General features: G+C 70.5%; 21 protein-coding genes. 5 read left to right on the top strand and 16 right to left on the bottom strand.

What is annotated here, in order from left to right:
* Positions 1–69 precede the first annotated feature (69 nt).
* A complete protein-coding gene (locus CAP_RS46125; protein ID WP_052376485.1) occupies positions 70–1,623 on the top strand; it encodes an OmpA family protein in 1,554 nt (517 codons plus the stop codon).
* A 1-nt stretch (position 1,624) separates the two neighbouring features.
* Here the strand turns inward: CAP_RS46125 and CAP_RS33650 are convergent, their stop codons facing one another.
* The 3 genes from CAP_RS33650 to CAP_RS33640 form a co-directional block, all read right to left on the bottom strand.
* Positions 1,625–2,785 carry a phospholipase D-like domain-containing protein gene (locus tag CAP_RS33650; RefSeq protein ID WP_197041468.1) on the bottom strand — a complete coding sequence of 387 codons (1,161 nt, stop codon included), beginning with the start codon at positions 2,783–2,785 and terminating at the stop codon, positions 1,625–1,627.
* Between the two features lie 388 nt (positions 2,786–3,173).
* Positions 3,174–3,929, bottom strand: a complete 756-nt coding sequence (locus CAP_RS33645) for a hypothetical protein (protein WP_044248360.1) — start codon at positions 3,927–3,929, stop codon at positions 3,174–3,176.
* Between the two features lie 442 nt (positions 3,930–4,371).
* A complete protein-coding gene (locus CAP_RS33640; RefSeq protein ID WP_044248403.1) occupies positions 4,372–4,794 on the bottom strand; it encodes an HIT family protein in 423 nt (140 codons plus the stop codon).
* A 57-nt stretch (positions 4,795–4,851) separates the two neighbouring features.
* Between CAP_RS33640 and CAP_RS33635 the strand changes: the two genes are divergently transcribed.
* Both CAP_RS33635 and CAP_RS33630 read left to right on the top strand, forming a co-directional pair.
* Entirely contained in the window at positions 4,852–6,144 is a 1,293-nt protein-coding gene (locus CAP_RS33635; protein ID WP_044248358.1) for a DNA polymerase beta superfamily protein, read from the top strand.
* Positions 6,141–6,920 carry a nucleotidyltransferase domain-containing protein gene (locus CAP_RS33630; RefSeq protein ID WP_044248356.1) on the top strand — a complete coding sequence of 260 codons (780 nt, stop codon included), beginning with the start codon at positions 6,141–6,143 and terminating at the stop codon, positions 6,918–6,920. Before CAP_RS33635 ends, CAP_RS33630 begins: the two co-directional genes overlap by 4 nt.
* Here CAP_RS33630 and CAP_RS33625 read toward each other — a convergent pair whose 3' ends face one another.
* The 12 genes from CAP_RS33625 to CAP_RS46120 all read right to left on the bottom strand — a co-directional run bounded on the left by CAP_RS33625 (position 6,921) and on the right by CAP_RS46120 (position 20,461).
* Entirely contained in the window at positions 6,921–7,409 is a 489-nt protein-coding gene (locus CAP_RS33625) for a hypothetical protein (protein WP_044248353.1), read from the bottom strand.
* A gap of 24 nt (positions 7,410–7,433) precedes the next feature.
* On the bottom strand, positions 7,434–8,375 hold the full coding sequence (locus tag CAP_RS33620; protein WP_044248352.1) for a type 1 glutamine amidotransferase family protein: 942 nt from the start codon (positions 8,373–8,375) through the stop codon (positions 7,434–7,436).
* Between the two features lie 45 nt (positions 8,376–8,420).
* Positions 8,421–9,365 carry a hypothetical protein gene (locus tag CAP_RS33615; RefSeq protein ID WP_044248349.1) on the bottom strand — a complete coding sequence of 315 codons (945 nt, stop codon included), beginning with the start codon at positions 9,363–9,365 and terminating at the stop codon, positions 8,421–8,423.
* Positions 9,366–9,386: 21 nt separating this feature from the next.
* The gene (locus tag CAP_RS33610; RefSeq protein ID WP_156041372.1) at positions 9,387–10,763 is read right to left on the bottom strand and encodes an AI-2E family transporter; all 1,377 of its coding nucleotides are present in this window, start codon (positions 10,761–10,763) and stop codon (positions 9,387–9,389) included.
* A gap of 14 nt (positions 10,764–10,777) precedes the next feature.
* Positions 10,778–11,299 (bottom strand): HIT family protein, encoded by a 522-nt coding sequence (locus CAP_RS33605; RefSeq protein ID WP_044248347.1) that lies wholly within the window; start codon positions 11,297–11,299, stop codon positions 10,778–10,780.
* Positions 11,300–11,430: 131 nt separating this feature from the next.
* Positions 11,431–11,868: a YfiM family lipoprotein gene (locus tag CAP_RS33600; protein WP_052376482.1), complete on the bottom strand. Its 438-nt coding sequence runs from the start codon at positions 11,866–11,868 to the stop codon at positions 11,431–11,433.
* Positions 11,869–12,217: 349 nt separating this feature from the next.
* Positions 12,218–13,951 (bottom strand): 30S ribosomal protein S1, encoded by a 1,734-nt coding sequence (locus tag CAP_RS33595; protein WP_044248344.1) that lies wholly within the window; start codon positions 13,949–13,951, stop codon positions 12,218–12,220.
* A gap of 300 nt (positions 13,952–14,251) precedes the next feature.
* Complete coding sequence (locus CAP_RS33590; RefSeq protein ID WP_044248343.1) at positions 14,252–15,388, bottom strand: hypothetical protein; 1,137 nt, start codon at positions 15,386–15,388, stop codon at positions 14,252–14,254.
* 2 nt (positions 15,389–15,390) lie between these two features.
* A complete protein-coding gene (locus tag CAP_RS33585) occupies positions 15,391–16,413 on the bottom strand; it encodes a hypothetical protein (protein ID WP_052376481.1) in 1,023 nt (340 codons plus the stop codon).
* Positions 16,397–17,149, bottom strand: coding sequence for a (d)CMP kinase (cmk, locus tag CAP_RS33580; RefSeq protein ID WP_231511840.1), 753 nt, complete (start codon positions 17,147–17,149; stop codon positions 16,397–16,399). The genes CAP_RS33585 and cmk overlap by 17 nt, the downstream gene beginning before the upstream one ends.
* Positions 17,146–18,507 carry a 3-phosphoshikimate 1-carboxyvinyltransferase gene (aroA, locus tag CAP_RS33575; protein ID WP_044248341.1) on the bottom strand — a complete coding sequence of 454 codons (1,362 nt, stop codon included), beginning with the start codon at positions 18,505–18,507 and terminating at the stop codon, positions 17,146–17,148. The genes cmk and aroA overlap by 4 nt, the downstream gene beginning before the upstream one ends.
* Before the next feature lie 49 nt (positions 18,508–18,556).
* A complete protein-coding gene (locus CAP_RS46120) occupies positions 18,557–20,461 on the bottom strand; it encodes a serine/threonine-protein kinase (RefSeq protein ID WP_052376480.1) in 1,905 nt (634 codons plus the stop codon).
* A gap of 648 nt (positions 20,462–21,109) precedes the next feature.
* Here CAP_RS46120 and CAP_RS33565 point away from each other — a divergent pair.
* Both CAP_RS33565 and CAP_RS33560 read left to right on the top strand, forming a co-directional pair.
* A complete protein-coding gene (locus CAP_RS33565) occupies positions 21,110–21,691 on the top strand; it encodes a PAS domain-containing protein (RefSeq protein WP_044248338.1) in 582 nt (193 codons plus the stop codon).
* Entirely contained in the window at positions 21,691–22,029 is a 339-nt protein-coding gene (locus CAP_RS33560; protein WP_044248336.1) for an STAS domain-containing protein, read from the top strand. Before CAP_RS33565 ends, CAP_RS33560 begins: the two co-directional genes overlap by 1 nt.
* 39 nt (positions 22,030–22,068) lie before the next feature.
* Here the strand turns inward: CAP_RS33560 and CAP_RS33555 are convergent, their stop codons facing one another.
* Positions 22,069–23,286: a S1C family serine protease gene (locus CAP_RS33555; RefSeq protein ID WP_081865534.1), complete on the bottom strand. Its 1,218-nt coding sequence runs from the start codon at positions 23,284–23,286 to the stop codon at positions 22,069–22,071.
* Positions 23,287–23,626 lie beyond the last annotated feature (340 nt).

Here is a 23,626-nt window from a genome sequence, read left to right as displayed (position 1 = left end):
AGACAGGGGCATGCGCGTCTCGCGTCAGGCTTGACGTGACGCCAGTTCACGGCTTTCCCTTCACCCCGCATGCTCAAAGCTCGCCCGCTCCTTGCCGGCGCTACCTGGCTCTCGGTCGGCGCCACCCTCCTCGTCTCCACGACCGCGGCTGCTCAGGGAGCCGCTCCGGCACAGCCCGCCGCCGAGCCTGCGGCACAGGCCACCACCCCGGAGCCGCTCCTGCCGTTCCGGGGGGAGCTCGATCTCTACGGGGGCGGCTCCATCCGACTCGGTTCCGACTTCGGGGGGAGCTTCGCGGAGCGAGGCGGCGCCCTGTTCGGCGTCGCGGCGATGATCGGCCCCCAGTACGGTCGCTTCGTGGGAGGGCTCGGCTACGAGCGCTCTTTCCTGCACCTGCAGCGCTATGACGAAGGAAGCAGCGGCACGTTCTCGGAGGTCACGCGCGGCCTCGATGCGCTCTGGTTCCAGGCCCGCATCTACCCGGTCGAGGGCGAGATGGGCTCGCTCTTCCTCCAGCTCGGCGTCGGCCCCACCTGGCAGCGCCTCACCGCCTCCACGGCCGGCGTCGCGTCGGGCCCCGATGGCTTGCTCCAGCCCAGCGTGGATACCTGCTCCGCCCACGGCTCCGCGGGCCTGGGGTTGAAAGCCGGCCTCGGAGGGATGCTCTGGGCAACCAGATACATCGGGTTCCATGCCCTGGTCGGCGTCGATCACCAGCGCCACGAGAGCGAGAGGCTCGACCGCTGCGCGCCAGGCCTCGGCGCCGCGACCTTCTTCGTGGCCCGCGTTGGCCTCACCTTCTCCGAGGGCAGGATCCGGCCGGAAGCGGCGCCCGCCGCGCCTCCGCCTCCCGTGGACAAGGACGCCGACGGGATCCTCGATGCCTCCGACGCCTGCCCCGAGCAGCCCGGGGTGGCGAGCGTCATCCCCTCGCGCCACGGCTGTCCTCCTCCCGGCGATCGTGATGGGGACCAGATCACGGACGATCTCGACGCCTGCCCGGAGGTCGCCGGGGTCCCGAGCCAGGATCCGCGCAAGCACGGCTGCCCACCGCCGCCGGATCGCGACAGCGACAAAGTCGTCGACGCCGTCGATGCGTGCCCCGACACGCCTGGCGTGGCCACCAGCGACCCCGCCACGAACGGCTGCCCGCCCGACACCGACGGCGATGGCATCCGCGACGACAAGGACGCTTGCCGCGAGGAGAAGGGCCTCCCCAACGAGGATCCTGCCAAGAACGGGTGCCCCCTCGTCCAGTTCACCGACAAGGAGATCGTCATCTCCCAGCAGGTGCAGTTCGAGGTCGACCGCGCCCTCATCCGGCCCGAGAGCAACGGCCTGCTCGACGAGGTGGCCTCCGTGATCAAGAAGCACCCCGAGATCCTCAAGCTCGAGGTGCAGGGTCACACCGACAACACGGGCCAGGCGATCCGCAACAAGCTCCTCTCCCAGGCGCGCGCCGACGCCGTGAGAAAGGCCCTCATCCAGCGCGGCCTGGACGCGGGCACCCTGGTGGCCCGGGGCTACGGCGACACGAAGCCCATCGCCGACAACGGCACGGACGCCGGCAAGGCGCAGAACCGGCGGGTGCAGTTCACGATTCTCGAGAAGAAGAAGCCCTGATTCAGGGAGACGCGGGCGTCGGGGGGGCGTCGCTGTCGATGCGTGGCGGCGTGTAGGTCGCGCGCGGATCCACCGCCTCGACGTAGCGCCCGCGCCAGAGGTCCAGGAACAACCGATCGAGCCTGCGAGGGATCGCCCCGCCCTCCACGATCAGCCCCACGTTGCGGCTCTTCGTGAAGTAATCCCCTTCCCAGTTGCTGGTCCCGACCCACGCCACCCGTCCATCGACGACGAGGTACTTCGCGTGTGTCACCCGGGCGAAAGGAACGAAGCCCCCTGACCAGCGCGGGATGGTGGTCATCTTGACCTCGATCCCTGGCACCTCGGCGAGCCGCTGCAGTCCCTCGATGGTGTCCTTGCGCTTGCTCCAGTCGGCGACGAGGAGCCGCACGGTCACACCTCGGGCTGCTGCCTGTCGCAACGCCCGATCCAGCTCCAGGAAGGGTGCGCCATCGCGGCTCGCGGGGCGGTAGGTGAGGAGCTGCACCTGCACGTCCTGCTTCGCGCCGTCGATCAGCCCGCGCAGACGCGGCAGGTCCCAGGGCAGGTCGTCAGGCAGGAAGCCCTCGGGGCTCCCCACCGGCCACAGGCGCACGGTCTCCCCGTCCTGCAGCACGTCCACCGGCATCACCGGCGCGCTGCCCCTGGCCTGTGGGGCTCCCCGCGAGGGCACGGGAGCACCGCCTGCGAGCGCCCAGTCGAGGGCGAACGCGCTGGCGAACGTGCTGGCCACCGCCGGGCTCCGCACCCGCAGCCCGACCTCGTGGATGTGCTCCAGCGCGCGCCAGTCGAAGTTCTGGCTTCCCAGGTACACCTCGCGCCCGTCCACGAGGAAGTACTTCGCGTGAAGCACGCCGCCCATGGTCTGTCGACCATCGAAGTGCCGCACGGCGATGCCTGGCTGCCGCGCCAGCCGCTCGACCGACTCCGGATACCTCGCTCGGAACGTCTCGTCGACGAGCACCCGCACCGCGACCCCGCGCGCGGCTGCCGCCTCCACCTCGCGCAGCACCGGGCCGAGCCGGCTCCCGGGCGCATCGCTGATGTAGAACTGGGCGATGTCGAGCGCGCGGGTCGCCCCGCGGATCATCGCCTTCCAGACCTCCGACGCGTCAGGGATGTCTGGCTGATCGAGCGTGGTCTCGGCAGGCCAGGACTCCACGAGTTCGATCGACGGAGCGGCGTCCTGCGCCACTCCCGCGGCGGCGGGGGGTGGCAGCTCCCTGCGCGCAGTTTCTGCACCGCGTGGTGCGGACGTGGGCGCTGGAGCCGCGCACGACACGAGGACCAGAACGACCGATGCCCACCTCATGCCGGGGAGCATAGTCCTGCGTGCCCCCTATGGCGCAATGCCGCGGCGCAGCCGGAGCACGGCTGGACCAACATGGTTCCAGCTCAATGCAACGATGCAATCACCACCACACTGCACACCAATAATGCAAAACCCCGGCGGCGTAATGGGAATGGTGCGAGGGCCGCAAAGTACGATGCCGCAACTCCTCAGGGAGTTGCGGCATCCGTCCGCGTGGAGCGCGAGGCTCCGTCCGCGACTACTTGTTGCGGTCGAAGCGGCCGGCGAGGAGCGGGCGCTGCGCGAGCGTGTAGTAGTCGGACTGGTTCTTGCCCTGGTTGCTCCAGGAGTGACCGTCGATCGCGCCCGTGGCCGCGTTCGCGTCGAGGAAGATCAGGCCGTAGCCGACGCCCTGGATGTCCCCGCCGATGTTCCAGCGGCTGTCCTGCTCACCGTGGGGGTCACGGGTCGAGTCGATGACCTCGAGGATGTAGCGGGTGTTGCCGTTGGGGAGGACCGTGAACACGTCGATGGTGCTGACCACCATGTTGTAGCCCGTCAGGACGCCGCCCTGGGTCGTGTACTTCGCGACGAGGAGGTCACCGGGAACGATCTCGGCGACGGTGGGCAGGTTGTGGAACTTCGCGCCGGCCGCGACCGCATCGTAATAGGTGGGCGAGCTGGGGTTGTTGGCGCCCCACCACTGCCACATCTTGGTGGTGGTGACCGTCGGGTCGGCCTGGCGCAGCGCCAAGGTGAAGAAGCAGGCACCCTTGGTCAGCGCAGCAGGCTGAGCGCTCCCACCGGACCACGTGATCGCGCAGGCCTCGGACGGCGTGGCCCAGTTGTTGCGCCCCTCGGCAGGGTCGACGCCGTAGAGCGACGCGGCGAGATCGAACATCAGGTCCAGGTGAACCGTCGACGTGATGGGCGCGGCATGTGCCGTGGAGGCGGCGAGGGAGACGAGGGCGCCGGCGACGATGGACGACAGAGCGAGACCGTTGAGCTTAGCCATGACTTGAATCTCCATGCAGGGGTGACTGGTCTCCTTGCGGTCGCCTTCGACTCGGCAGGACTGATGCGGGCGATGTTGATTGACACAATTCATTGAAATGGGTTCCCGGTCAACGGGGAACTGCGGGTGCCAATCACTTTGCAACATCGTCCGGAGACAGGACGGCAGACGGACACCTGGCCACAGTGTCGCGCGATCACCGCTGTAGACAGCCTTTCCGAGCGCCAGCGGAAAGAGCGCACGTCTACTGCACGTGTACGGCGCGAGACACCCAGCGGCACGCGAACTATCCAGCCGCGCGCCTCGGGCGCAGCGAGCCCCGTTATCAGTTGCTCCCTGATCCTCTCTAACCCTCGTCTCGCGGTCTGTCGGTCCCCTACCCGCCTCCGCGGCTGCTCACCCCCCAAGCGGCTCAACCCCAAGCGGCTCAACCCCGAGCGGCTCAACCCCCGAGCGCCTCGACGATCGCGGCGCGGGTCTCTTCCATCTCGGCGTCGCTCCGGTAGGGGTTCCGCGGCCAGAAGAAACCTTTGAGCCCATCTTTGCGGCGGCGTGGCACCACGTGCACGTGGAGGTGCGCAACGCTCTGGCTGACGCGGTTGTTCATGGCCACGAAGGTCCCCTCGGCGCCGAGCGCCGCCTCGACCGCACGCGCGAGGTGCTGGGCGCTCTCGAAGAGGGGGCCGAGGAGCGCGGGAGGCACGTCGGTCAGCACCGCGAAGTGCTCGCGGGGCACGAGCAGCACATGGCCTGGGAACAAGGGTCGGTGATCGAGGAACGCCACCGCGTGCGGCGCGTCGAGGACGACGTACGCGGGGATCGTGCCCGCCACGATCTCGCAGAAGATGCAGGCTGCCTTCGCCATCGGCTCCGCGTGCAGCCGGACCCCCGGGCTGTCAACGGTGGTAACCTCGCGCTCCTCATGGATCTGCGCCTCCGCGGCCTCTCGCACCTCGACCCCCAGGTGGTCCCGCTGCCGAACGGCACCGAGGTGATCACCCGCGTCGACCGGGTCGTGGACGAGCGCCGTGTCCCCCAGGGCGCCATCGGGCGGGTCGTCGCCACCCACCCCGAGGGTCTCGACGTCATGCTCGTCGGCATCGGCGTCGTCCGCTACCAGCGCGACGAACTCTCCCCCCGCAAGCTCGGCCAGGTCCGCCACGCCGAGCGCCGGGGTGCGGCCTGGGACGCGCTCACGCCCTGCATCGTCCTCGAAGCGGTGGTCGGCTCGCGCGCGTGGGGTCTCGCCGAGGAGGGCTCCGACACCGATCGCCGCGGCATCTTCGCCCTCCCCTTCCCGTGGACCGCGGGCCTCGCCTCCCCTCCCCTCGATCTCGTCAGCACCGACGGGAGCGCCTCGTACTGGGAGATCGAGAAGGCCATCCGGCAAGCCCTCCGCGCCGACCCCAACACCCTGGAGCTGCTCTTCGTGAAGAGCGCCCGCGCCCTCGATCCCATCGGCGCATGGATCCTCGACGCCCGCGCGGCCTTCGTCTCCTCGGCCGTCTACGGAAGCTTCGGCCGTTACGCCCTCTCGCAGCTCAAGCGGCTCGCCCAGGCCCAGCGCCTCGCCGAGCACCGCGAGCATGTCCTCGACTGGCTCGCCGACGACCCTTCCCTCTCCCTCGACGCCGTCGCGCACAGGCTCGCCGCGATGAGCCCCCGCGCCGCTCCCACCGAGGCCGACCGGGTCCTCATGGCCAAGGAGCACATCAAGCAGCTCTACCGCTCGCTCCACGACCAGGGCCTCCTCCCTGCCCGCGAGTTCACCTGCCTCGTCACCTTCGCCCGCGAGGGCCGGCGCGACCTCGACCTGAGCCGCGACCTCCGCCCCAAGAACGCCTACAACCTGGTGCGGCTCCTCTCCAATGCCATCCAGTGGCTGCGCACGGGCGAGGTCGATCTCGAAGCCCGCGGCCCCCTCAAGGAGCAGCTCCTCGCCATCAAGCGCGGCGCGTGGCCGCTCGACCGCACCCTGGAGATCGCCGAGGCGCTCACCCCCGAGCTGGAGGAGGCCCGGCGCGTGACTCCCCTCCCCCGGCATCCGGACGTCCCCCGCGCGGAGGCCCTTCTCCGCCGCATCCGCGAGGAGGTCGCGCGCCGCCACCTCGAAGGCACGCCTGGACCCCTCGGCAAGGACGCCCCGGCAGCGCCCGTCGCGGTCTGGGACGAAGGACCCGGGCAGGAGAGCCCGGGTGAAGGAGACGACGCATGAAGGTGGATGCCCTCGACGAGAAACAGCAAGCGGTCGCCGACCGGGTCCTCGACGAAGAAGAGGCGGACCGCGCCCACCTCGTCGTCTCCCTGAGCGGCGCGCACGCCTACGGCTTCCCCTCGCCGGACAGCGACCTCGATCTCAAGTCGGTGCACATCGAGCCCACCGCGCGCTTGCTCGGCCTGTTCCGCAGCGCCGCGAGCCCCTCGCGCATGGAGATCATCGACGGCGTCGAGATCGACTACTCCTCGAACGAGATCCACCCCGTGCTGCTCGGGGTGCTCCAGGGGAACGGCAACTACATCGAGCGCATCGTGGGCGCCCTGAAGCTCAGGGCAGCGCCGGAACTCGACGGGCTCCGGCCGCTCTGCCTCGCCGCGCTCTCCCGCCGCATCTACCGCCACTACCTCGGCTTCGCCACCAGCCAGCTCAAGGCCTGGGAGGGCGGCGGGAAGGCTTCCGCGAAGAAGCTCCTCTACGTCCTGCGCACCACGCTCACCGGGACCCACGCCTTGCGCACGGGCAAGGTGGTGATCGACGTGACCGAGCTGCTCGACGAGTACGGCTTCGGCGCCGCGCGCGAGCTGGTCGAGGCCAAGCGCGCCGGGGAGCGCTCCGAGCTGCCCGAGGAGACCCGCGAACGCTGGGACGGCGAGATCGGGCGCGCCTTCGCGACCCTCGACGCGGCCCACGCAAGCTCGGTCCTCCCCGAGGAGCCCCCCAACGCCGACGACCTCAACGCCTGGCTCCTCGACCTCCGCCGCTCCCGCTTGTAGCTACCAGCGGCATTCGGGGGGGAGGCTCTTGCCCTGGATCAGGGTGCGGATGGAGTCGCGCGCATTGGGCTTGCCCAGGGTCCCGCGGCAGGCGCCGATGGCGGCGTGGTACACGAGCCGGTCCTCGGGCGACGACTTCTTCGCCGTCTCTTCCAGCGCGTCACAGCAGCGCGCCCATTGCGCCTCCTCGGCGTCGGCCTTCTCCACCGCCACGCTCGCCGCGCTCTTCGGCGACGTCGTGGGCACCCCTCGCCGGCGCCCTGGCCTCGCCCGCGAGGTGGCTGCGGCAGGTGCCTGGTCCTCGGTCGAGGCCTCGTCCACCGCGCGCGCGGGGCGGGCTCCTTCGACCAGCGGCTCGGGGGGCAGGAGCGCCCGCGCGATCACCACGAGGAGCGTCGACGTCAGCGCCACGAAGAGCGCCGAGCCCACGGCGAAGAGCGCGACCTGCTTGAGCGTGCGGCGCGCCAGGCTGCGGTCCGAACTGGCCAACGCGCCGGATCCTACGCCGCGGGATCAGTGGGACGCGAGCACATCCTCGATGCTGTGGAACCGGGAAGGCTGCCGGCTCCAGTAGTTGAGCAGCCGCCCCCCGCTCGTCATCCATGCCTCCCGGTAGCGCCCGTCCGCGGACTCGATGCGCACCAGCCGGTCTCCCCCGCGGAATGCCCAGTGCCGCCCGTCGGCGTCGAAGTGATCGATCAGCGCGCCCTGACGCGTCCTGATGTGGAACTGATCACTCGGATCGTCCCACGAGGTGTCGACCACGAACTCGTACACCTGCCAGACGTTGCCGCTCGGCAGCACGCCCCAGTCGGTGTTCAGGCCGGAGTCGTTGGGCAGGCCGAACACGAAATGGTCCTGGAACCTGCGCGCTGCGTAGTGCAGGTCGCCGTTGCGCGAGTCGTCGTGGTGGAGCGTCACCATCGTCCGGCGCACCAGGCCGAAGCCGTCGCTGTCTCCGGGCGAGTCCCAGGTGCGGCGGAACAGGTGCTCGCAGAGCTGATCGGCGCCCGCCGAGAAGCCCACGGTCAGGAGGCCTCGCGCCCGCCGCTCGTGCAGGATGCGCCCGAACAGGCCGCGCTCTCCGTTGAACCGCGCCCCGAGTTCCTTGTAGCGGTGCAGGCCCAGCGCCGGGAAGCCGCCGCCGAGGATCACCACCTCGGAGCTCCAGAGGAGGTGCCAGAGGGCGTCCACGTCCTCCTTGCGCAGGCCGCTGGTCCAGAAGAAGGGCACGGCTTCCAGCCCGTAGCGCCGGTAGTGGCTGAAGTAGTACTGGAAGCGGCCCCAGGAGAACTCTTGCCGCTCCATCTCGCTGCCTCCCTGCGGCGTCTCCGACATGGGCAGGAAGAGGACGCGCTTGTTGTCCCTACCGCGCAGCGCCCTCTGGACGATGAGGTCGTTGTGGATGTGGTGAGAGCGCTCGTGGGAGCTGTAGACCAGGGCGGTACCTTGCATGAGGCCGCCATGTGAACCGGCAGCCCCCGCCCGCGTCAAGGGGGCTCAAAGCCGACGCTGCTGCATCTTCCGCGGCACGGCGCCGGAGCGCATCAGCGCGTCGAGCGCTTCCTTCTCCAGGGCCGGGTGCACGCCGCGGGGGTTCACCCCCATCGGGTTCTTCTTCTTGGTGATGAATCCGGTCAGGAACTGGATGTTCATCGCCGCCAAGGCCTTCAGGGTCTGCTTCATCTTCGTGCTGTTGTTCGCCCAGGCGTAGGCGAAGGCCCTGGCGCGGAGGAGCTGCGGCTTCAGGTCCACGTAGGCGGGGTCGTTCGGATCGAACGTCTCCAGGAGTTCCACGGCCTTCTTCGCCTGGCCCGTGCGGCCCCAGGCCTCGCCGATGATCGACGCCAGGGTCGCCCGCGACTTCGCCTCCTTGTGGCGCGACAGGTCGATGGGGTCGACGAGCGCCCGGGCCTCGTCGGTCTCGCCGAGCATCAGGTGGATCATTGCCCGCTGTGCCCGCGCCTCGTCGGCCATGGGCGCCATCAGCTTGTCGAGCTTGAGGGTCTCCAGGGTCGCGAGGGCGGCGCGCGGGTCTTCCTGGATCTGGAGCTGGGCCTTGGCGAACACCGCGGCCACGTCGTCTTTCTTGAAGTCGCTCTCGAGCTTGGAGATCGCCTCCTTGCGCGCCTCGGCCGAGTCGGCGCCGCGCACGATCTGGGCGACGGCGCGGGTGCGCTTCGCGAACCGGAGGGCCCACAGCACGATGCCGGCCACGGCCACCGTCAGCACGGCGGCCACGATCTTCGGCCACCAGCCCGGGATGGCGAGCGCGATGCCCCACACCACCACCGCGCCGATGCCGATCCGCAGCGCGAGCGCGCGCGGGTTGAGCTGGGCCAGCGGATCGGGTGCCTGCTGCTGCTGCTGGTTGCGCAGCGCGGCCAGCGCGCCTTCGCGCTGCTGCTTCTGGGTCTGCTTCTTGGGTTTTGCGGGGTTGCTCATGCGTCGGAGTCCAGGTTCGGATCACTCGGTGGGCTCAGCGCGGGCGCTGACCACTTCGGCGGCCTCGGGGGCCACCACCGGCAGGGGCGTGCCCGGGGTCGTGGGGGGAGAACGCCCGGGCGGGATGGTGGAGGTCGGGTCTGGCAAGCCGAGGGCCGACTCGCGGAAGTGCAGGAAGATGGTCTGGAGGATGGACAGGCAGGGGACGGCGAAGAGCGCCCCCGCGATCTGGAAGTAGTGCTCGCCGACGAGGAGCGAGAACACCACCAGCACCGGGTGGATCTTCGCCGAGTCGCCGATGATCTTCGGGTTCAGGAAGTTCGCTTCGAGCTGGTGGATGCCCACGATCCACGCCAGCACCCCGAACGCCGTCGCGGGCGACTGGGTGAGCCCGATGGCCACTGCGGGGACCGAGCTGAGGATCGAGCCGAAGATCGGGATGAGCGACATCACCCCGGCGACCACCGAGAGGATTGGCCAGTACTTGAGGTCGAAGAGCCAGAAGCCGATCGCCGAGAGCACGCCGTTCACGAGGCAGATGAGGAGCTGCCCGCGCACCACGCCGGAGAGGCCCCGGTCGAGCCGGCGCAGGAAGCGGTCGAATGCCGGCCGGTTCTGGGGCGGCCACAGCTCGCGGAAGAACGCGAAGATCCGCTCGTGGGTGAGGATGATGTAGCCCGCGAGCATCAGCGTCAGGAACAGGTTGAAGATGCCTCGCGAGATGGCCGACGCGATCTGCTGGCCGATCTTGAGCAGGGTGAGCGAGTTCTCCCCGAGGAAGCTGACGGTGCGGTCGAGCCCCTCCTGGAGCATGGTCGCGCTGGTGAGCACCGGGCGGGGCTTGTCCTGCTCCAGCTTCCAGACGCCGCCCTGCGCCTCGCGGATCTGCACGTCGCCGCTCAGGTGCACGTCGAACGACCCGTCGTCACGGGGCACGATGCGGAGCGGCGCGGGCTCGGCGAGTTCCGGGATGGGCCCCCGAGCGGTGACCTCGGCCTCGGTGCCAGGCGGCGGGGGCGGCGGCTTCGGTCCCTCGCGCATGTCGCGGCCGGTCCAGCCGCGCAGCCGCGCGTCGAGCATGGGCAGCCACTCCTCGCGGGCCTTCGCCACGTAGCGCGGCGCCTCCCGGGTGAGCGCCTTCCCCTCCACGATCAGGCGCGGCACCGTCAGCCCGACAAACCCGCCGATGGCGCCGAGCGCGATCGCGTACACCAGCAGGATGGCCGCCCACCGCGGCACCCGCAGCCGCTCCAGGCGCAGCACGGCGGGCGTCCCGATGTAGGCCACGACCAGCGCCAGGATGAAGGGCAGCAGGACCGCCCGCGCCCACACCACGATGACCACGGCGGAGACGGCGCTGATGGCCAGGAAGAGCGTGCTCTTTGTGGATCGCTGCAAACCAGGTCCCTCGTTCACGAACCCAGGGAGCCGTCGTCGGACGGCAGATCCTGGAAGAAGCCGGCCAGATGGTCCCGCGTCGCCTCGAGCGCCTGGGGAATGACCCGCGTGTCTGCGAGCACCGGCATGAAGTTGGTATCGCCTGCCCAGCGGGGGACGATGTGCACGTGCAGGTGGGCCGCGACGCCGGCGCCCGCCACGGCCCCGAGGTTCAGCCCCACGTTCAGCCCCTCTGCCTTCACCGCGCGCTGCAGCCGCGTCGCCGCCTCTCGCACCAGCCGGAACAGCGCGTCGTGCTCGGCGAGGGAAAGCTCGTGGAGCGCCGAGGTGTGCGTGTGCGGCACCACGAGCAGGTGGCCAGCGGCGAAGGGGTAACGGTTCATCATCACGAAGGCGCGGGGGGTCTTCGCGACCACCAGACGGCTTCGCTGCTCCTCCTCCTCGGCATCGGGGATGCCGCAGAAGATGCAGTCACCGCGGTCCTTCGGCCCCAGGATGTACTCCATGCGCCAGGGAGCCCAGAGCGGATTGCCCATCGGTCGAGACGCTAGCATGACGAAAGCGCGGGGGGCGAGGCGGCGAGGCGGCGCGTCAGCGATCGCCCGCGAACCGTGCAGGGAGGCGGCGCGTCAGCGATCGCCCGCGAACCGTGCAGGGAGGCGGCGCGTCAGTGACCTGCCGCGAACCACGCGGGCCGCGCCGCGCGATCCACGGCCACCGAGAAGAGGAGCCCGAAGGCGATGCCCGCGACATCCCAGGCGAGGTCCTTGAACGAGGGCGTACCCAGCCCGGCGGCGTCGAGCGTCTCCTTCGCCACCCCGGCGCTCAGGGAGAGGGCGCCGCCGACCGCGAGCCGTCCTGGCAGGTCCTCGGTCCCCAGCGCGCCCAGCGCGTAGCCCCCGCCGGCGAGGAGGGCCGAGGCAGTGAAGTGCAGCGCCTTGTCGGGCCCCCGCCACGGATCGGCCCGGACCACGGGGCGACTGCGCTGGATGCGCGGTTCGGCCGCGGCGGGCCTCGGAGCCAGCAGGAGGGCCATGGCGACCGCGGAGGCGATCGGCAAAAAGGCGCGGAGCTTCATCGAGCGCACCGAGATCCCCAGGCTCATCCCTCATCCATGGAGCAACTCGCCCAGCAGCGCGAGTGGTTTGCACCATACGGAAGCCGAGGACAGGACGGCTCCTGCCGAGCGGGGTAGCGACCAACGGGAGCGCAGGGGCCGACAGGCCCCTGAGCCAGGGTACGCAGTACCGACCAACGGGAGCGTAGTCTCGAATGGAGGCTGCGCCTCCACAGGACCCGAGGAAAAGGCTTCTGATTCAGAGACCTTGGAGTCCTTTTCAGAGCAGGGGCCGACAGGCCCCTGAGCCAGGGTACGCAGTACCGCAGTACCAAAAGCAAAGGGCCGGCGCCTTTGCAGGGCCGGCCCTTCACCGTTTCAGCGGATCAGAGGCTGATCACTTGAGGTCGAGCTTGGCGCCCAACTTCTCCTTGATCAGATCGCCGATCGTTCCGGCGGCCGGCTTGTCGTCGCCGCCCTCTTCCTTGCGCTTCTGCTGCTGACGCGGCTGGGGTGCGGGCCGCTCCATGCCGATGTTCTTCATCGTCACGAAGAGACGCCGGTCCACGGTGTCGAGCGAGGAGACCTCGACCTTCACCTTGTCGCCGATCTTCAGCTTGGCGCCCTCGGGCTCCACCACCTCGTTGGTCGGGATCAGACCCTCGATGCCCTCGCGCAGCCGCACGAACACACCGTAGTCGATGGTGCTCACCACGGCGGCCTCGTCGATCACCTTGCCGGGGGGGAAGTCTGCCAGCATCGTCGGCCAGGGGTCGTCCCAGAGCTGCTTGATGCCGAGCGAGACCTTCTTCTCGTCGTGGTTGATCGACAGGATGATCGCCTCGACCTCGTCGCCCTTGTGGTAGAGATCGCTGGGGTTGTTGACCCGCACCGTCCACGAGAGATCGCTCTTGTGGACCATGCCGTCGACGCCCTCTTCGATCCCGACGAACACGCCGTAGTCGGTGAGCGACCGGACCTTCCCGGTGATCTTGTCGCCGGGGTGGTACTTGTCGGTGAAGAGCATCCAGGGATCGGGCTCGAGCTGCTTGAGACCGAGGCTGATGCGCTTGGCGCGCGCGTCCACCTCGAGCACCTGGCACTCGATTTCCTGACCCACCTCGAGGAGTTTCGAGGGGTGCTTGACCTTCTTGGTCCAGCTCATCTCGCTCACGTGGATCAGGCCCTCGATGCCCGGCTCCAGCTCCACGAAGGCGCCGTAGTCGGTGATCGACATGACCTTGCCGCGGACCTTCTTGCCGGCCGGGTAGGCCTCTTCCGCGTGGTTCCACGGGTCTTCCTGGGTCTGCTTGAGGCCCAGCGAGACGCGCTCCGTGTCCGGGTTGTACTTGAGGACCTTGACGGTGACCTCGTCGCCGACCTGGAACACCTCGTTCGGGTGATTGACCCGACCCCAGGACATGTCGGTGATGTGGAGCAGACCATCGATACCGCCGAGATCGACGAAGGCGCCGTACTCGGTGATGTTCTTGATGGTGCCCTTGACGACCATGCCCTCGGTCAGGGTCTCGAGCGTCTTCTGCTTCATCTCGTCGCGCTCGCGCTCCAGGAGCACGCGCCGCGACAGCACGATGTTGCCACGCTTCTTGTTGAACTTGATGACCTTGAACTTGTAGGTCTGCCCGATCAGCTTATCGAGGTTGCGGATCGGACGGAGGTCGACCTGCGACCCCGGAAGGAATGCCTTCACGCCGCCCTTGATCGTGACGGACAGGCCACCCTTCACACGCTGACTGATGGTGCCTTCGATGAGCTCATCCGCCTCGCAGGCGTTCGAGATCTCATCCCAGACCTTCATCTTGTCGGCTTTTTCCTTCGACAAGGTGACGAGGCCGTCGTCGTTCTCGCGGCTCTCGATGTAGACGTCGACCTTGTCGCCGGCCTTCACCGTCGACTGACCACCGGCGTCGGCGAACTCCCGCAGAGGGATCACACCTTCGCTCTTGCCACCGATGTCGACGACCACGGAGTCGCGGTTCACCGCCACCACCGTGCCCGCGATGATCTCCCCCTCGCGCGCGAAATCGCCCCCCTCGACGCTCTGCTCGAAGAGCGAGGCGAAGCTGTCCATTCCGGACGAGGCTTCCTCCATACTCACGTTGCTTGTCATGTTACCGGTTCTTATTTCCTTTCCTTCCCTGGGATTCGCCGGGCGATCGCGACGACTTTGTGGGCCCGCGATCGAACGACGGAAGGGCAGACGCACCCGCAGCATGCACCCGTCCCCTCGGGAGGGCGAGCGTGTACTGCCAGCAAGGCGCTCTGTCAATGCAACGTCCGAGCCACGGCCCCTTTTGTCCGCGGGCGACGGAAGATAGACGCCTCTGGCTGGAAGTCTCAGGGGTCGCTCAGGGGTCGCTCAGGGGTCGCTCAGGGTCGCTCAGGGTCGCTCAGGGTCGCTCAGGGTCGCTCAGGGTCCAGTGAACGTCTTCAGGGAGGCGGCGAGGCGCTGGCAGGCCTGGTCGAGGCCGTCGAGGGGCCAGGTGGCCTGGAGGTCTGCCCCGTCGGCGGCGGCGCTCACCACGGCGGACTGGAGGGCGCGCTTCTCGCCCATCTGATCGGGCAGGAGCAGGGTCACGATCTTCAGGCCGGAGAGGATGCCCTGCAGATCGCCGGCGAGGGCGGCGGCGGTCTCTCCGGAGGCCGGGGTGATCTTCATCGCGATCCGCGGCGTGTCGCCGAGGGTGAAGGCGCCGGTGGTGCGCCCCGCCCGCCGGAACAGGCCGCGCCCGCCGGTGAGGAGGCCGCCGATCTCGCCGCCGACACCGTCCCAGGCCTCGCGGGTCACCACGAAGGTCATCTCGCCGCCCTCGGGCAGACCGATGCGCTTCCAGTCGTCGGAGGCGTTCAGCGAGGCGCGCACGATGGAGGTGTCGGTCCCGAGGAGGAGCGTGCCGTCTTCGGCCTGGCCGATGGTCACGCCGCCCGGGCCCACGAGCACCTCGCCATCGCGGCGCCAGCCGGGCCAGCCCTCCTCGCGGATCACCTTCTCGATGCCCGTCACGGCGCGGCCCTTGTCGATGCGGCCTCCGAGCAGCACCACCCAGCTCGTGGCGTCGGTGGAGGCGACGAGGATCTCGCGGATGTCGGTGGGGCTGATCCCCGCGTCTTCGAGGCGGGACTTGCGCGTCTTGCCGCCGGGCGCGGCGTCGAGCAGCGGCCAGAGGTGCTTGCGCACGGGGGCGAAGGTCGCGACGCCCACTGCGTCGAGGCGGGCGGCCATGTTGGCGTTGCCGGGGATGTGCCGGCGGGCGACGGGCTCGTAGTGAATGACGCCGAAGTAGAGCCACAGGCCGCCGCCCACGAGCGCGGCGAGGGTGAGCACGATGGCGGCGATGGCGCAGCCGAGGCGGCCTCGCTTCGAGGGGGGCTTCGGGCCGGACGGGGGCGTCGCAGCAGGCTCGGGAGGGGCGCCTTCGGGGGCGTCGAGCACCGTGGACCGGGGCGCGTAGGCAGGGTCTGCGGCGGGCGGCTGGTAAGGGTCGTCGACGATGGTGGGCCTGGGTTCGCCGCCCGGCGGCGGGTCGTCGATCAGCGTCTTCGACATGGTCAGCCGGTCTCCGTGCTGGAGAGCAGCGCGAGCACCACCTGGGCGGGGACCTTCCAGCGCACCCGCACCGTGCGCTCCACCTGCTCGATGCTCAGCGCGTTCATGACCTCTGCGTAGCGCAAGTCGCGGGTGTTGTCCCGGAGGACCTCCAGGAAGCGGGAGGCGCGACCCGCGCCCTCGGGCGTGCGCGCGAGGATCTCGGCCTCCAGGAGGACGCCGTCGTCGCTCAGCGAGGCGGTGGCGCGGATGCGTTCGAGGCCGCCGATGATGTGCGCGATCGAGGGGAAGCGGCGCTCCAGGTGCGCGGGGAGGCGGCCGGCCTTGAGGTCGAGCGTCACCAGGCCGTCGGCGGCCGGATCGCGGCGGCTCTGGTCGGCGCCGTCGCGGAGCACGCGGCCCACGCTGCTGGCTTCCACCGGCGACGCGAAGAGCAGCGCGCGATCGCCGAAGGCCACCACCCGCGCGACCCCGGAGCGAGGCACGTAGCCGCTGCGGTCGTGGACCTTGGTGCCCTCGCGGTGGTTGGGGCCGTCCTGCCAGAGGGCTGGATCGGGATCGAGGCCGCGCATCTTGCCCTCCAGCACGAGGACGCGATCCCCCTCATCGAGGTGGGCGAGGCGCAGGCCGACCCAGATCACGTCGGCGCGGCCCGCGGCGTCGCGCAGCAGCGTGTCCGGCTCGGAGGCGAGGGCACGCGCGGCGAGCTCCTCGGTGGTGGCGGCGCCGAGCCCGGAGCGCATGCGGGCGACGTCGACGCGGAGCACGAGGTCGAGATCGGCGGGGATGAAGTCGGCGGGGTCGAGGCGGCGCGGGGTCACGGCAGCGGCGGGGGTGCCGGAAGTGCCTGGGGTGCGCGGCTTCGGGGCGGCGCCGGGGACCTCCGAGCAGCCGGTGGCCGCGAGCAGGAGCGCCACCGCCACGAGCCGAGCGGCGCGCGCGACATGCGCAGCGCTCGCAGGCAGCGCGGCGCTCGCAGGCAGCGCGGCGCTCGCAGGCAGCGCGGTGCTAGCCCGCGCGCGCACGCAGCTCCACGACGCGCGCCATCTCGTCCACGATCGCCTCGGGCGCGCGGCCCGCCGAGTCGACCACCAGGGCGTCGGCGGCCTGGCGGAGCGGGGCGACGGCGCGCTCGCTGTCGGCCTTGTCGCGCTGGATCACGTCGGCGAGCGTCTCCTCGAAGCTCACGTCGACGCCTCTGCCGGCGAGCTCGTCGAAGCGGCGGCGGGCGCGGATCTCGGCGGGGGCGGTGAGGAAGAACTTCACCTCGGCGTCCGGGAACACCACGGTGCCGATGTCGCGGCCCTCCAGCACCACGCCGCCTTCGCTGCCGGCCTGGCGCTGCATGGCGAGCAGGGCCTCGCGCACCGCGGGGACGGCGGAGACGCGGCTCGCGCCGAGGCTCATCTCGGGCGTACGGATCGCGAACGAGACGTCCTCGCCGTCGAGCAGGATCTGCATGTGGTCGACGTGCCGAGCAGCGGCCCCGCTCACGCCGGGGAGCGCGATGCGGCCCTCGTCGGCGAGGCGCCGGGCCAGGGCGCCGATGGCCTCGACGTCTTCCCAGGCGATGCCGGCGCGGGCGCTGGCGAGGGCGACGGTGCGGTAGAGGGCGCCGGTGTCGAGCAGCAGGTAACCGAGGCGCTCGGAGAGGCCCCGGGCCACGGTCCCCTTCCCTGCCCCGGCCGGGCCGTCGATGGCGACGCGCAGGCGGCGCGCGTCAGGCCCGTGGTGCTCGTGATGCTCGTGGTGCTCGCTCACGGCGCCCCCTCGTCGACCTCGATGGTCGCTCCGAGCGCGCGCAGGGTGCCCACGAAGCGCGGGAAGCTCGTGGCGATGCACGCCGCGTCGCGGACCCGGCTCGGGCCATCGGCGCAGAGCGCCAGCACAGCGGCGGCCATGGCGATCCGGTGGTCGCCGTGGCTCGACACGCCGGCGGCGTCGAGGGGGCGGTCGGGGCGCCCCTCAATCAGCATGCCGTCGCGGCGCTCCTCGCAGCGCACCCCGAAGGCGCGGAGCACCTCGGCCATCACCGCGATGCGGTCGCTCTCCTTCACCCGCAGCTCGGCGGCGTCGTAGATCTCGGTCACCCCGTGGGCGCGCGCCGCGAGGGCGCAGAGGATGGGGATCTCGTCGATGGATCGCGCCGCGATCTCGCCGCCGATGCGCGAGGCGCGCAGGGTCGCGGGGCTCGCGTGCAGGTCGCCGATGGGCTCGGCCATCACCTCGCCCTTGGCCTCCATGGCGAAGACCCCGTCCATGTCGCGGAGCGCCTCGAAGATGCCGGTGCGGGTCGGGTTCCAGCCGACCCTGCGCACGGTCACCCGGCTCTCCGGGACGAGCTGCGCGGCGGCGAGGAGGAAGCTCGCGGCGGAGATGTCGCCCGGTACCTCCAGGTCGAGCGCGGGGATCTCGCCGGACCAGCCGGAGGGATCCAGCTCGACCATCGATCCGGCGGTGCGGATCGGCACACCGAGGGCGCTGAGCATGCGCTCGGTGTGGTCGCGCGAGACGAGGGGCTCGCGCACGTAGGTGGCGTCGGGTGCGTAGAGGCCCGAGAGGAGGAGGGCGCTCTTCACCTGGGCGCTCGCCACGGGCTGGTCGTACTCGATCCCGCAGAGCGCGTGCGGGGGGCGGAGCGGGCCGATCTCGAGCGGGGCGGTGATCTCTCCGACGCGCCGCGGGTCGAGGCGGCCCTCGATGCGGGCGCCGCGCAGGCGCAGCGGCTTCGCCACCCGCTCCATGGGCCGCTTCGAGAGCGAGGCGTCGCCGACGAGGATGGTGGTGAACGGCTGCGCGGCGAGGATCCCCGCGAGCAGGCGCATGGTGGTCCCGGAGTTGCCGCAGTCGATTGGCGCGGCGGGCGCGGTGAGCCCCGAGAGGCCCTTGCCCTCGATCAGCAGCTCGCCGGGCGTCGGCTCTTCCACGCCCACCCCGAGCGCGCGCAGGGCGCCGAGCGTGGCCCGGTTGTCCTCACCCAGGGTGTTGCCCCGGATCCGGCTGCGTCCGCTGGCGATGCCGGCCAGCAGGATGGCCCGGTGGGTGATGCTTTTGTCGGCCGGGACCGGCACGCTCCCGAAGAGGGGCCGGACTGACGGCTGGATGACCAGATCAGGCACGGGGGCGGCTTAGCAGAAACCCGCCGCCGCGGGGTCGGTCGTCAGAGCCTCAGCGCCCGAGGGCGCGGATCGAGGCCGTGGCGAGCTGAGCGGCGACGGCGATGCCTGCCTGAGCTTGCCCCTGCAGCCCGCCCGAGGCGGCGCCCCGCGAGGTGGCCATGCCGCCCCCGGCGAGCACGCCAAAGCCTCCGGCGACGAGGCACATCGCCGCCGCAGCAGCGACGGTGAACGCCGTCCCCCGGCGCGCGCGCGAGGGGCGGGGGAAGTCCGAGAACCTCGGGAGGGGAGGCGCCTGGGGCACCGGCGTGAGCGGCATGCCGCTGCGATCCCAGCTCGCGTTGGTGAGCGTGGCGGGCCCGAGCGACGAGGCCGGAGGCGACGATGACATCGGCGCGGGCGACGACAAGGACGCAGGCGACGACAGGGATGAAGGGAGCGAGGGTGGCCGAGGCAGCGCCGCCAGCGGCGGGATGGAGGGGGACCCCTCGACGGGCACGGGTGGGGGGGGCCGCTTCGTGGGAGCGACCGCGGCCGTGTCCTCGGAGCGCTCCGTCGTGGAGGTCTGGTTCGCGGCGGGCGTGTTCGCGGGCACCTCGTTCGCGGGCACCGCGTTCGCGAGCACCACACTGGCAGACACCACGTTCGCGGGCGTCGGCTTGACGGAGGTCGTCTTCGCCGGCACACCCGTGGCGGGCGTTGCCATCGCCGTCGGCGTCTCCGCTGGCACACCCGTCGCGGGGGTTGCCATCGCCGCTGTCGCGCTGGTCGGCGTCGCCACCGCGTCCGTCGGCGTCGCCATCGCGTCCTTCGCGCGTGCGGGCGCCGCGTTCTCGGTGGCCGCGGGAGGCGTCGCCGCGGGCGGCGTCGAGGGAGAGGCGAGGACCACCGGCATCAGGCCCGGCGAGGAGATGCGTGCCCCGACGCGAACCGTCTCGTCCGTGGAGACCAGGAGCGGCGAGGGGTCGAGCACCGGGGGCGGCGGTAGATCGCTCACCGCGATGAGGCGGATGGGCGAGGCGTCCGGGATGAGCGAGGCAGGGGCGCCCATCACCCGACGGATGCGCGCGACGATGGGCGCGCAGTCCACGGGGGCGAAGGGCGCGAGCGCCACGGCGAGCTCCGCGGCCGTCTGGTAGCGCTTGTCGCGGTCCTTCTCCAGGCAGCGCAGGATCACCGCAGAGAGGCCTGGCGGCAGGCTCGGCAGGTACTCGGTGGGCGGCGTCGGCGCCTCGCTGCAGATGGCGGCGATGAGCTGCAGAACCGTGGTCCCTTCCTGGCCGAAGGGGAGCTTGCCGGTGAGCATCTGGTAGAGCACGACGCCGAGCGACCAGATGTCGCTGCGGCCGTCGATGTCGCGGCGGGTCTGGGCCTGCTCCGGCGACATGTAGTTCGGGGATCCGGCGAGGAAGCCGGTGCTCATCGGGCTGCGCTGGCTGTCGGGGGCCTGCACCACGGCCATCTTGGCGAGGCCGAAGTCGAGCACCTTGATCATCACCGCGCCGTGGCGCCGCTGCGCGAGGAACAGGTTCGCGGGCTTGATGTCGCGGTGCACGATCCCGAGGGTGTGCGCCTCGGCGAGGGCGTCGCAGACCTCGATGGCGTAGCGCGTGGCCTCGCGGACGGGCAGCGTGCTGCGGCGCCCGAGCACGGCGGCGAGATCGCTGCCTTCGAGGTGCTCCATGACCATGAAGGGGATGCCGTCGTGGTCGCCCACGTCGATCACGCGCGCGACGTGATCGCTCTCCAGCGCGCAGGCCGTCCAGGCCTCGCGGATGAAGCACTCCGCCATGCCCTGGATCTCCAGGGCCTGCGGCATCATCAGCTTGATGGCGCGAAGCTTCTGCAGACGGAGATGGGTGACCGCCACCACGACGCCCATCCCCCCACGTCCGAGCACACGATCAATGCGGTACTTGTCTGCAATGACGTCGCCCAGGCTGACCGGATCATCCATGTCGCCCTCCGGTGTCCCGAGCAACCGATGGTACACGGCAGCCAGCCGGGGAGAAGTCGCAACGGCTGGAAAACGGCGCAGGTTGTTCGGATACTGGGTGAAAACCCCCACATGTGGGACGGGAGACCACGGGAGCACTCCGAGGTGAGCAGGAGGAGGCGCCGGAGGGCTGTCGGGCGGCGCTCGTAGGCTGAGGATCCAGAAGGACCGGCTCCGAGATGCGTGGCTGGCGCTCGCGCGGTGCTCGGGCGGACTGCGGGAGGAGAGCTGCGCTGGCGTGAGCCGGTGTCGCACCTGGGGAAGCGCTCCGTTCCTCTGCGGGAGCGGACGGTTCACTTGCGGGAGCGCGCCGTTCCTCTGCGGGAGCAGACGGCGTGTTTGCGGGAGCGGACGGTTCACTTGCGGGAGCGCGCCGTTCCTCTGCGGGAGCGCCGGTGAACCTGCGGAAGCGGGTGGGTCACCTCGGGAGCGCCGCGCCCATGCACGGGAGCGCAGAGGTCAACTCAGGAGCGCCCCGCTCCTTGGTGAGGGCGCACCTGCACCCGCGGGCGCCAACGATTCAGCACCTCACGTCCACGCCCAGACGCCTTCGGGTCGGTTCGGGTCCCCCTTTCCAACGTCGGTGACGGCTGCGCTATCACCAGCCGCATGAGCACACCCGGCCCAGCGGAGCGCTCGGATCACGACGGGCTGAGGCAGCGCGTCGCCGAGCTGGAGGACCAGCTCCGCGCAGCGGCCGCGGTGGATCACGAGCGCGCGCGCGAGCTGAAGACGCTGGAGGAGCAAGCCCACCTCCTCGATCTAGCGCACGACACCATCATGGTCCGGCGCCTTGACGGGGTGATCCTCTACTGGAACAAGGGCGCCGAGCGGATGTACGGCCTGACCCGGGAAGAGGCGGTGGGCCGCACCTCGCACGAGATCCTCGCCACCGAGTTCCCGGTCCCGCTGACACAGATCGAGCGCGCGCTCATCGAGAGCGGCCACTGGGAGGGCGAGCTGCGGCACTCCGGTCCGCGCGGCCAGGTCACCGTCGACAGCCGGTGGGCGCTGCGGCGGGACGCTCGGGGCGAGCCGGAGGCGGTGCTCGAGATCAACAACGACATGACCGCGCGCAAGGAGGCCGAGGCGGAGCGCAACGCCGGCAGGAAGACCTCATTCGCGCTCAGGCGGTCGTCATCGCCGAGCTCTCCACGCCGCTCATTCCCATCACCGATGAGGTGGTGGTGATGCCGCTCGTGGGCGTGGTGGACTCGGTGCGCGCGCAGCAGGTGATGAACACCTTGCTGGAGGGCCTCGCCACCTCGCGCGCGACGGTGGCGATCCTCGACATCACGGGCGTGAAGGTGGTCGACAGCCAGGTCGCGGACTCGCTCCTCCGCGCCGCGCAAGGCGCCCGGCTGCTCGGCGTCGAGGTGGTGCTCACCGGCATCCGCCCCGAGGTCGCCCAGACCCTGGTGACCCTGGGCGTGGATCTCCGGGGCCTCGTCACCCGGGGCAGCTTGCAGAGCGGCATCACCCACGCGCTGCAGAAGCTGCGCGGCAAGCCGGGGCGGGCTGCGCTGTAGCGTCGAGAAGGTCGAGGACGTCGCGAGGGGGGACTGCGGCTACTGCGCTTGCGGGAGGGCCTGGAGGTCGACCTCCACAGAGCGCTTGTCGCGACCGCGGACCACGTCGACCTTGGCCTTGTCGCCGACCTTCTTGCCGTCGAGCGCGTTGTAGAGGCCGTCGTAGTCCTCGATGGGGGCGCCATCGATGCCCACGATCACGTCGCCGAGGGCGAGGCCGCGGTCGGTCTCGGTGAGGCCTTGCAGGCCTGCCTTCTCGGCGGCGCCGCCGGGCATGACGGCGGTGACGATGACCCCGCGCAGGCGGAGGCGGCGCTCCAGGCGCTGGGAGGGGTCGAGGTGGATGCCGAGGCCGACCTGCTCGACGCGGCCGGTCTTCACGAGCTGGGGAACGATGCGGGCGATGGTGGCGGCGGGGACCGCGAAGCCGATGCCGGCGGAGGACCCGGTCTTCGAGTAGATCATGGTGTTCATGCCGATGAGCTGACCGCTCGAATCGAGCAGCGGGCCGCCGGAGTTGCCGGGGTTGATGGCGGCGTCGGTCTGGATCATGTCGCGGATGGTGACCCCGCCGATGCCGTCGACCTGGCGGCCGATGGCGCTGACCACGCCCGTGGTGAGGGTGTGGTCGAGGCCGAAGGGGTTGCCGATGGCGATGGTCTTCTGGCCGACCTCCAGGGGCTCGCGGCTGGGGGCGACGCGGATGGGCTTCAGCTCCTCGCGGGCGGCCTCGATCTTGAGGACGGCGATGTCCTTGCGGGGCTCGACGCCGACGACGCGCGCCGGGAAGGCCTTGTCGCCCTGGAGGGTGACGGTGAGGGCCTGGGCGCCCTCGATGACGTGGAAGTTGGTGACGATGTGGCCCTCCTGGTCCCAGACGAAGCCGGAGCCGGAGCCGGCGGGGACGTCGACCGCAGTGCCCGAGTAGCGGTCGACGACCTGGCGCTTCTGGGTGACGAAGACCGTGGAGCTGGCCACCTCGCGGAAGACACCGATGGTGTTGCGCTCGTCCTCGATGCGCGCGCCAGGCGAAGGCGGCGGGACCGGAGGCACGTCGACGAGGGCGCTCGCGCTCGCGGAGGCCGGTGGGGCGCCGACGCCGGGCACGCCGGGCACGCCGGGGGTGACCGAGGAATCGGGGCCCAGGGTCGACGAGGAGCCGCCAGTACCAGTGTCGATCCTGCAGGCAGGTCCGAGGAGGACGAGGACAGGAAGGAGAGCCACCCGGAAGGCAGTGGCGAGGGCTTCATACCGCATGGCCGCAAATCTAGTACGGCGTCCCCCAGTTTCACCCCCCGGGGATCTGTTCCCCGTTTAGTTGACCCCGCGGGCGGACCTTGATACCCGAACGAATCGATGGTCGGACCGTGGGCGAATCGACACGGGAGGTGCGCCTCGCCGGGTGATCCGGGCGAGGAAAAGGCGCTGGAGGGGAACGTCAATTCCCCTCCGATCCCGTGGATTTTGCGGCCCAGACCGAGCCCGGAAGGCGCGTCGGTCTGACCTTGGTTCGAAGCTGGTTCGGTTCTTGCGGACACCAGGACGGTGGACAGCGTGGCTGTCCTTTGCCGGAGGTGTCGGCGTGGCATTGGATTTC

The sequence above is a fragment of the Chondromyces apiculatus DSM 436 genome, assembly GCF_000601485.1.
Classification (GTDB): domain Bacteria; phylum Myxococcota_A; class Polyangia; order Polyangiales; family Polyangiaceae; genus Chondromyces; species Chondromyces apiculatus.
Note: the sequence above shows the minus strand (reverse complement) of the source record. Positions and strands in the feature narration are given on the sequence as shown.

Coding starts and splice junctions, on each gene's coding strand:
- CAP_RS46125 (WP_052376485.1), top strand. CDS start 70: ATGCTCAAAGCTCGCCCGCTCCTTGCCGGCGCTACCTGGCTCTCGGTC.
- CAP_RS33645 (WP_044248360.1), bottom strand. CDS start 3,929: ATGGCTAAGCTCAACGGTCTCGCTCTGTCGTCCATCGTCGCCGGCGCC.
- CAP_RS33640 (WP_044248403.1), bottom strand. CDS start 4,794: ATGGCGAAGGCAGCCTGCATCTTCTGCGAGATCGTGGCGGGCACGATC.
- CAP_RS33635 (WP_044248358.1), top strand. CDS start 4,852: ATGGATCTGCGCCTCCGCGGCCTCTCGCACCTCGACCCCCAGGTGGTC.
- CAP_RS33630 (WP_044248356.1), top strand. CDS start 6,141: ATGAAGGTGGATGCCCTCGACGAGAAACAGCAAGCGGTCGCCGACCGG.
- CAP_RS33620 (WP_044248352.1), bottom strand. CDS start 8,375: ATGCAAGGTACCGCCCTGGTCTACAGCTCCCACGAGCGCTCTCACCAC.
- CAP_RS33615 (WP_044248349.1), bottom strand. CDS start 9,365: ATGAGCAACCCCGCAAAACCCAAGAAGCAGACCCAGAAGCAGCAGCGC.
- CAP_RS33605 (WP_044248347.1), bottom strand. CDS start 11,299: ATGGGCAATCCGCTCTGGGCTCCCTGGCGCATGGAGTACATCCTGGGG.
- CAP_RS33600 (WP_052376482.1), bottom strand. CDS start 11,868: ATGAGCCTGGGGATCTCGGTGCGCTCGATGAAGCTCCGCGCCTTTTTG.
- CAP_RS33595 (WP_044248344.1), bottom strand. CDS start 13,951: ATGACAAGCAACGTGAGTATGGAGGAAGCCTCGTCCGGAATGGACAGC.
- CAP_RS33590 (WP_044248343.1), bottom strand. CDS start 15,388: ATGTCGAAGACGCTGATCGACGACCCGCCGCCGGGCGGCGAACCCAGG.
- CAP_RS46120 (WP_052376480.1), bottom strand. CDS start 20,461: ATGGATGATCCGGTCAGCCTGGGCGACGTCATTGCAGACAAGTACCGC.
- CAP_RS33565 (WP_044248338.1), top strand. CDS start 21,110: ATGAGCACACCCGGCCCAGCGGAGCGCTCGGATCACGACGGGCTGAGG.
- CAP_RS33560 (WP_044248336.1), top strand. CDS start 21,691: ATGCCGCTCGTGGGCGTGGTGGACTCGGTGCGCGCGCAGCAGGTGATG.
- CAP_RS33555 (WP_081865534.1), bottom strand. CDS start 23,286: ATGCGGTATGAAGCCCTCGCCACTGCCTTCCGGGTGGCTCTCCTTCCT.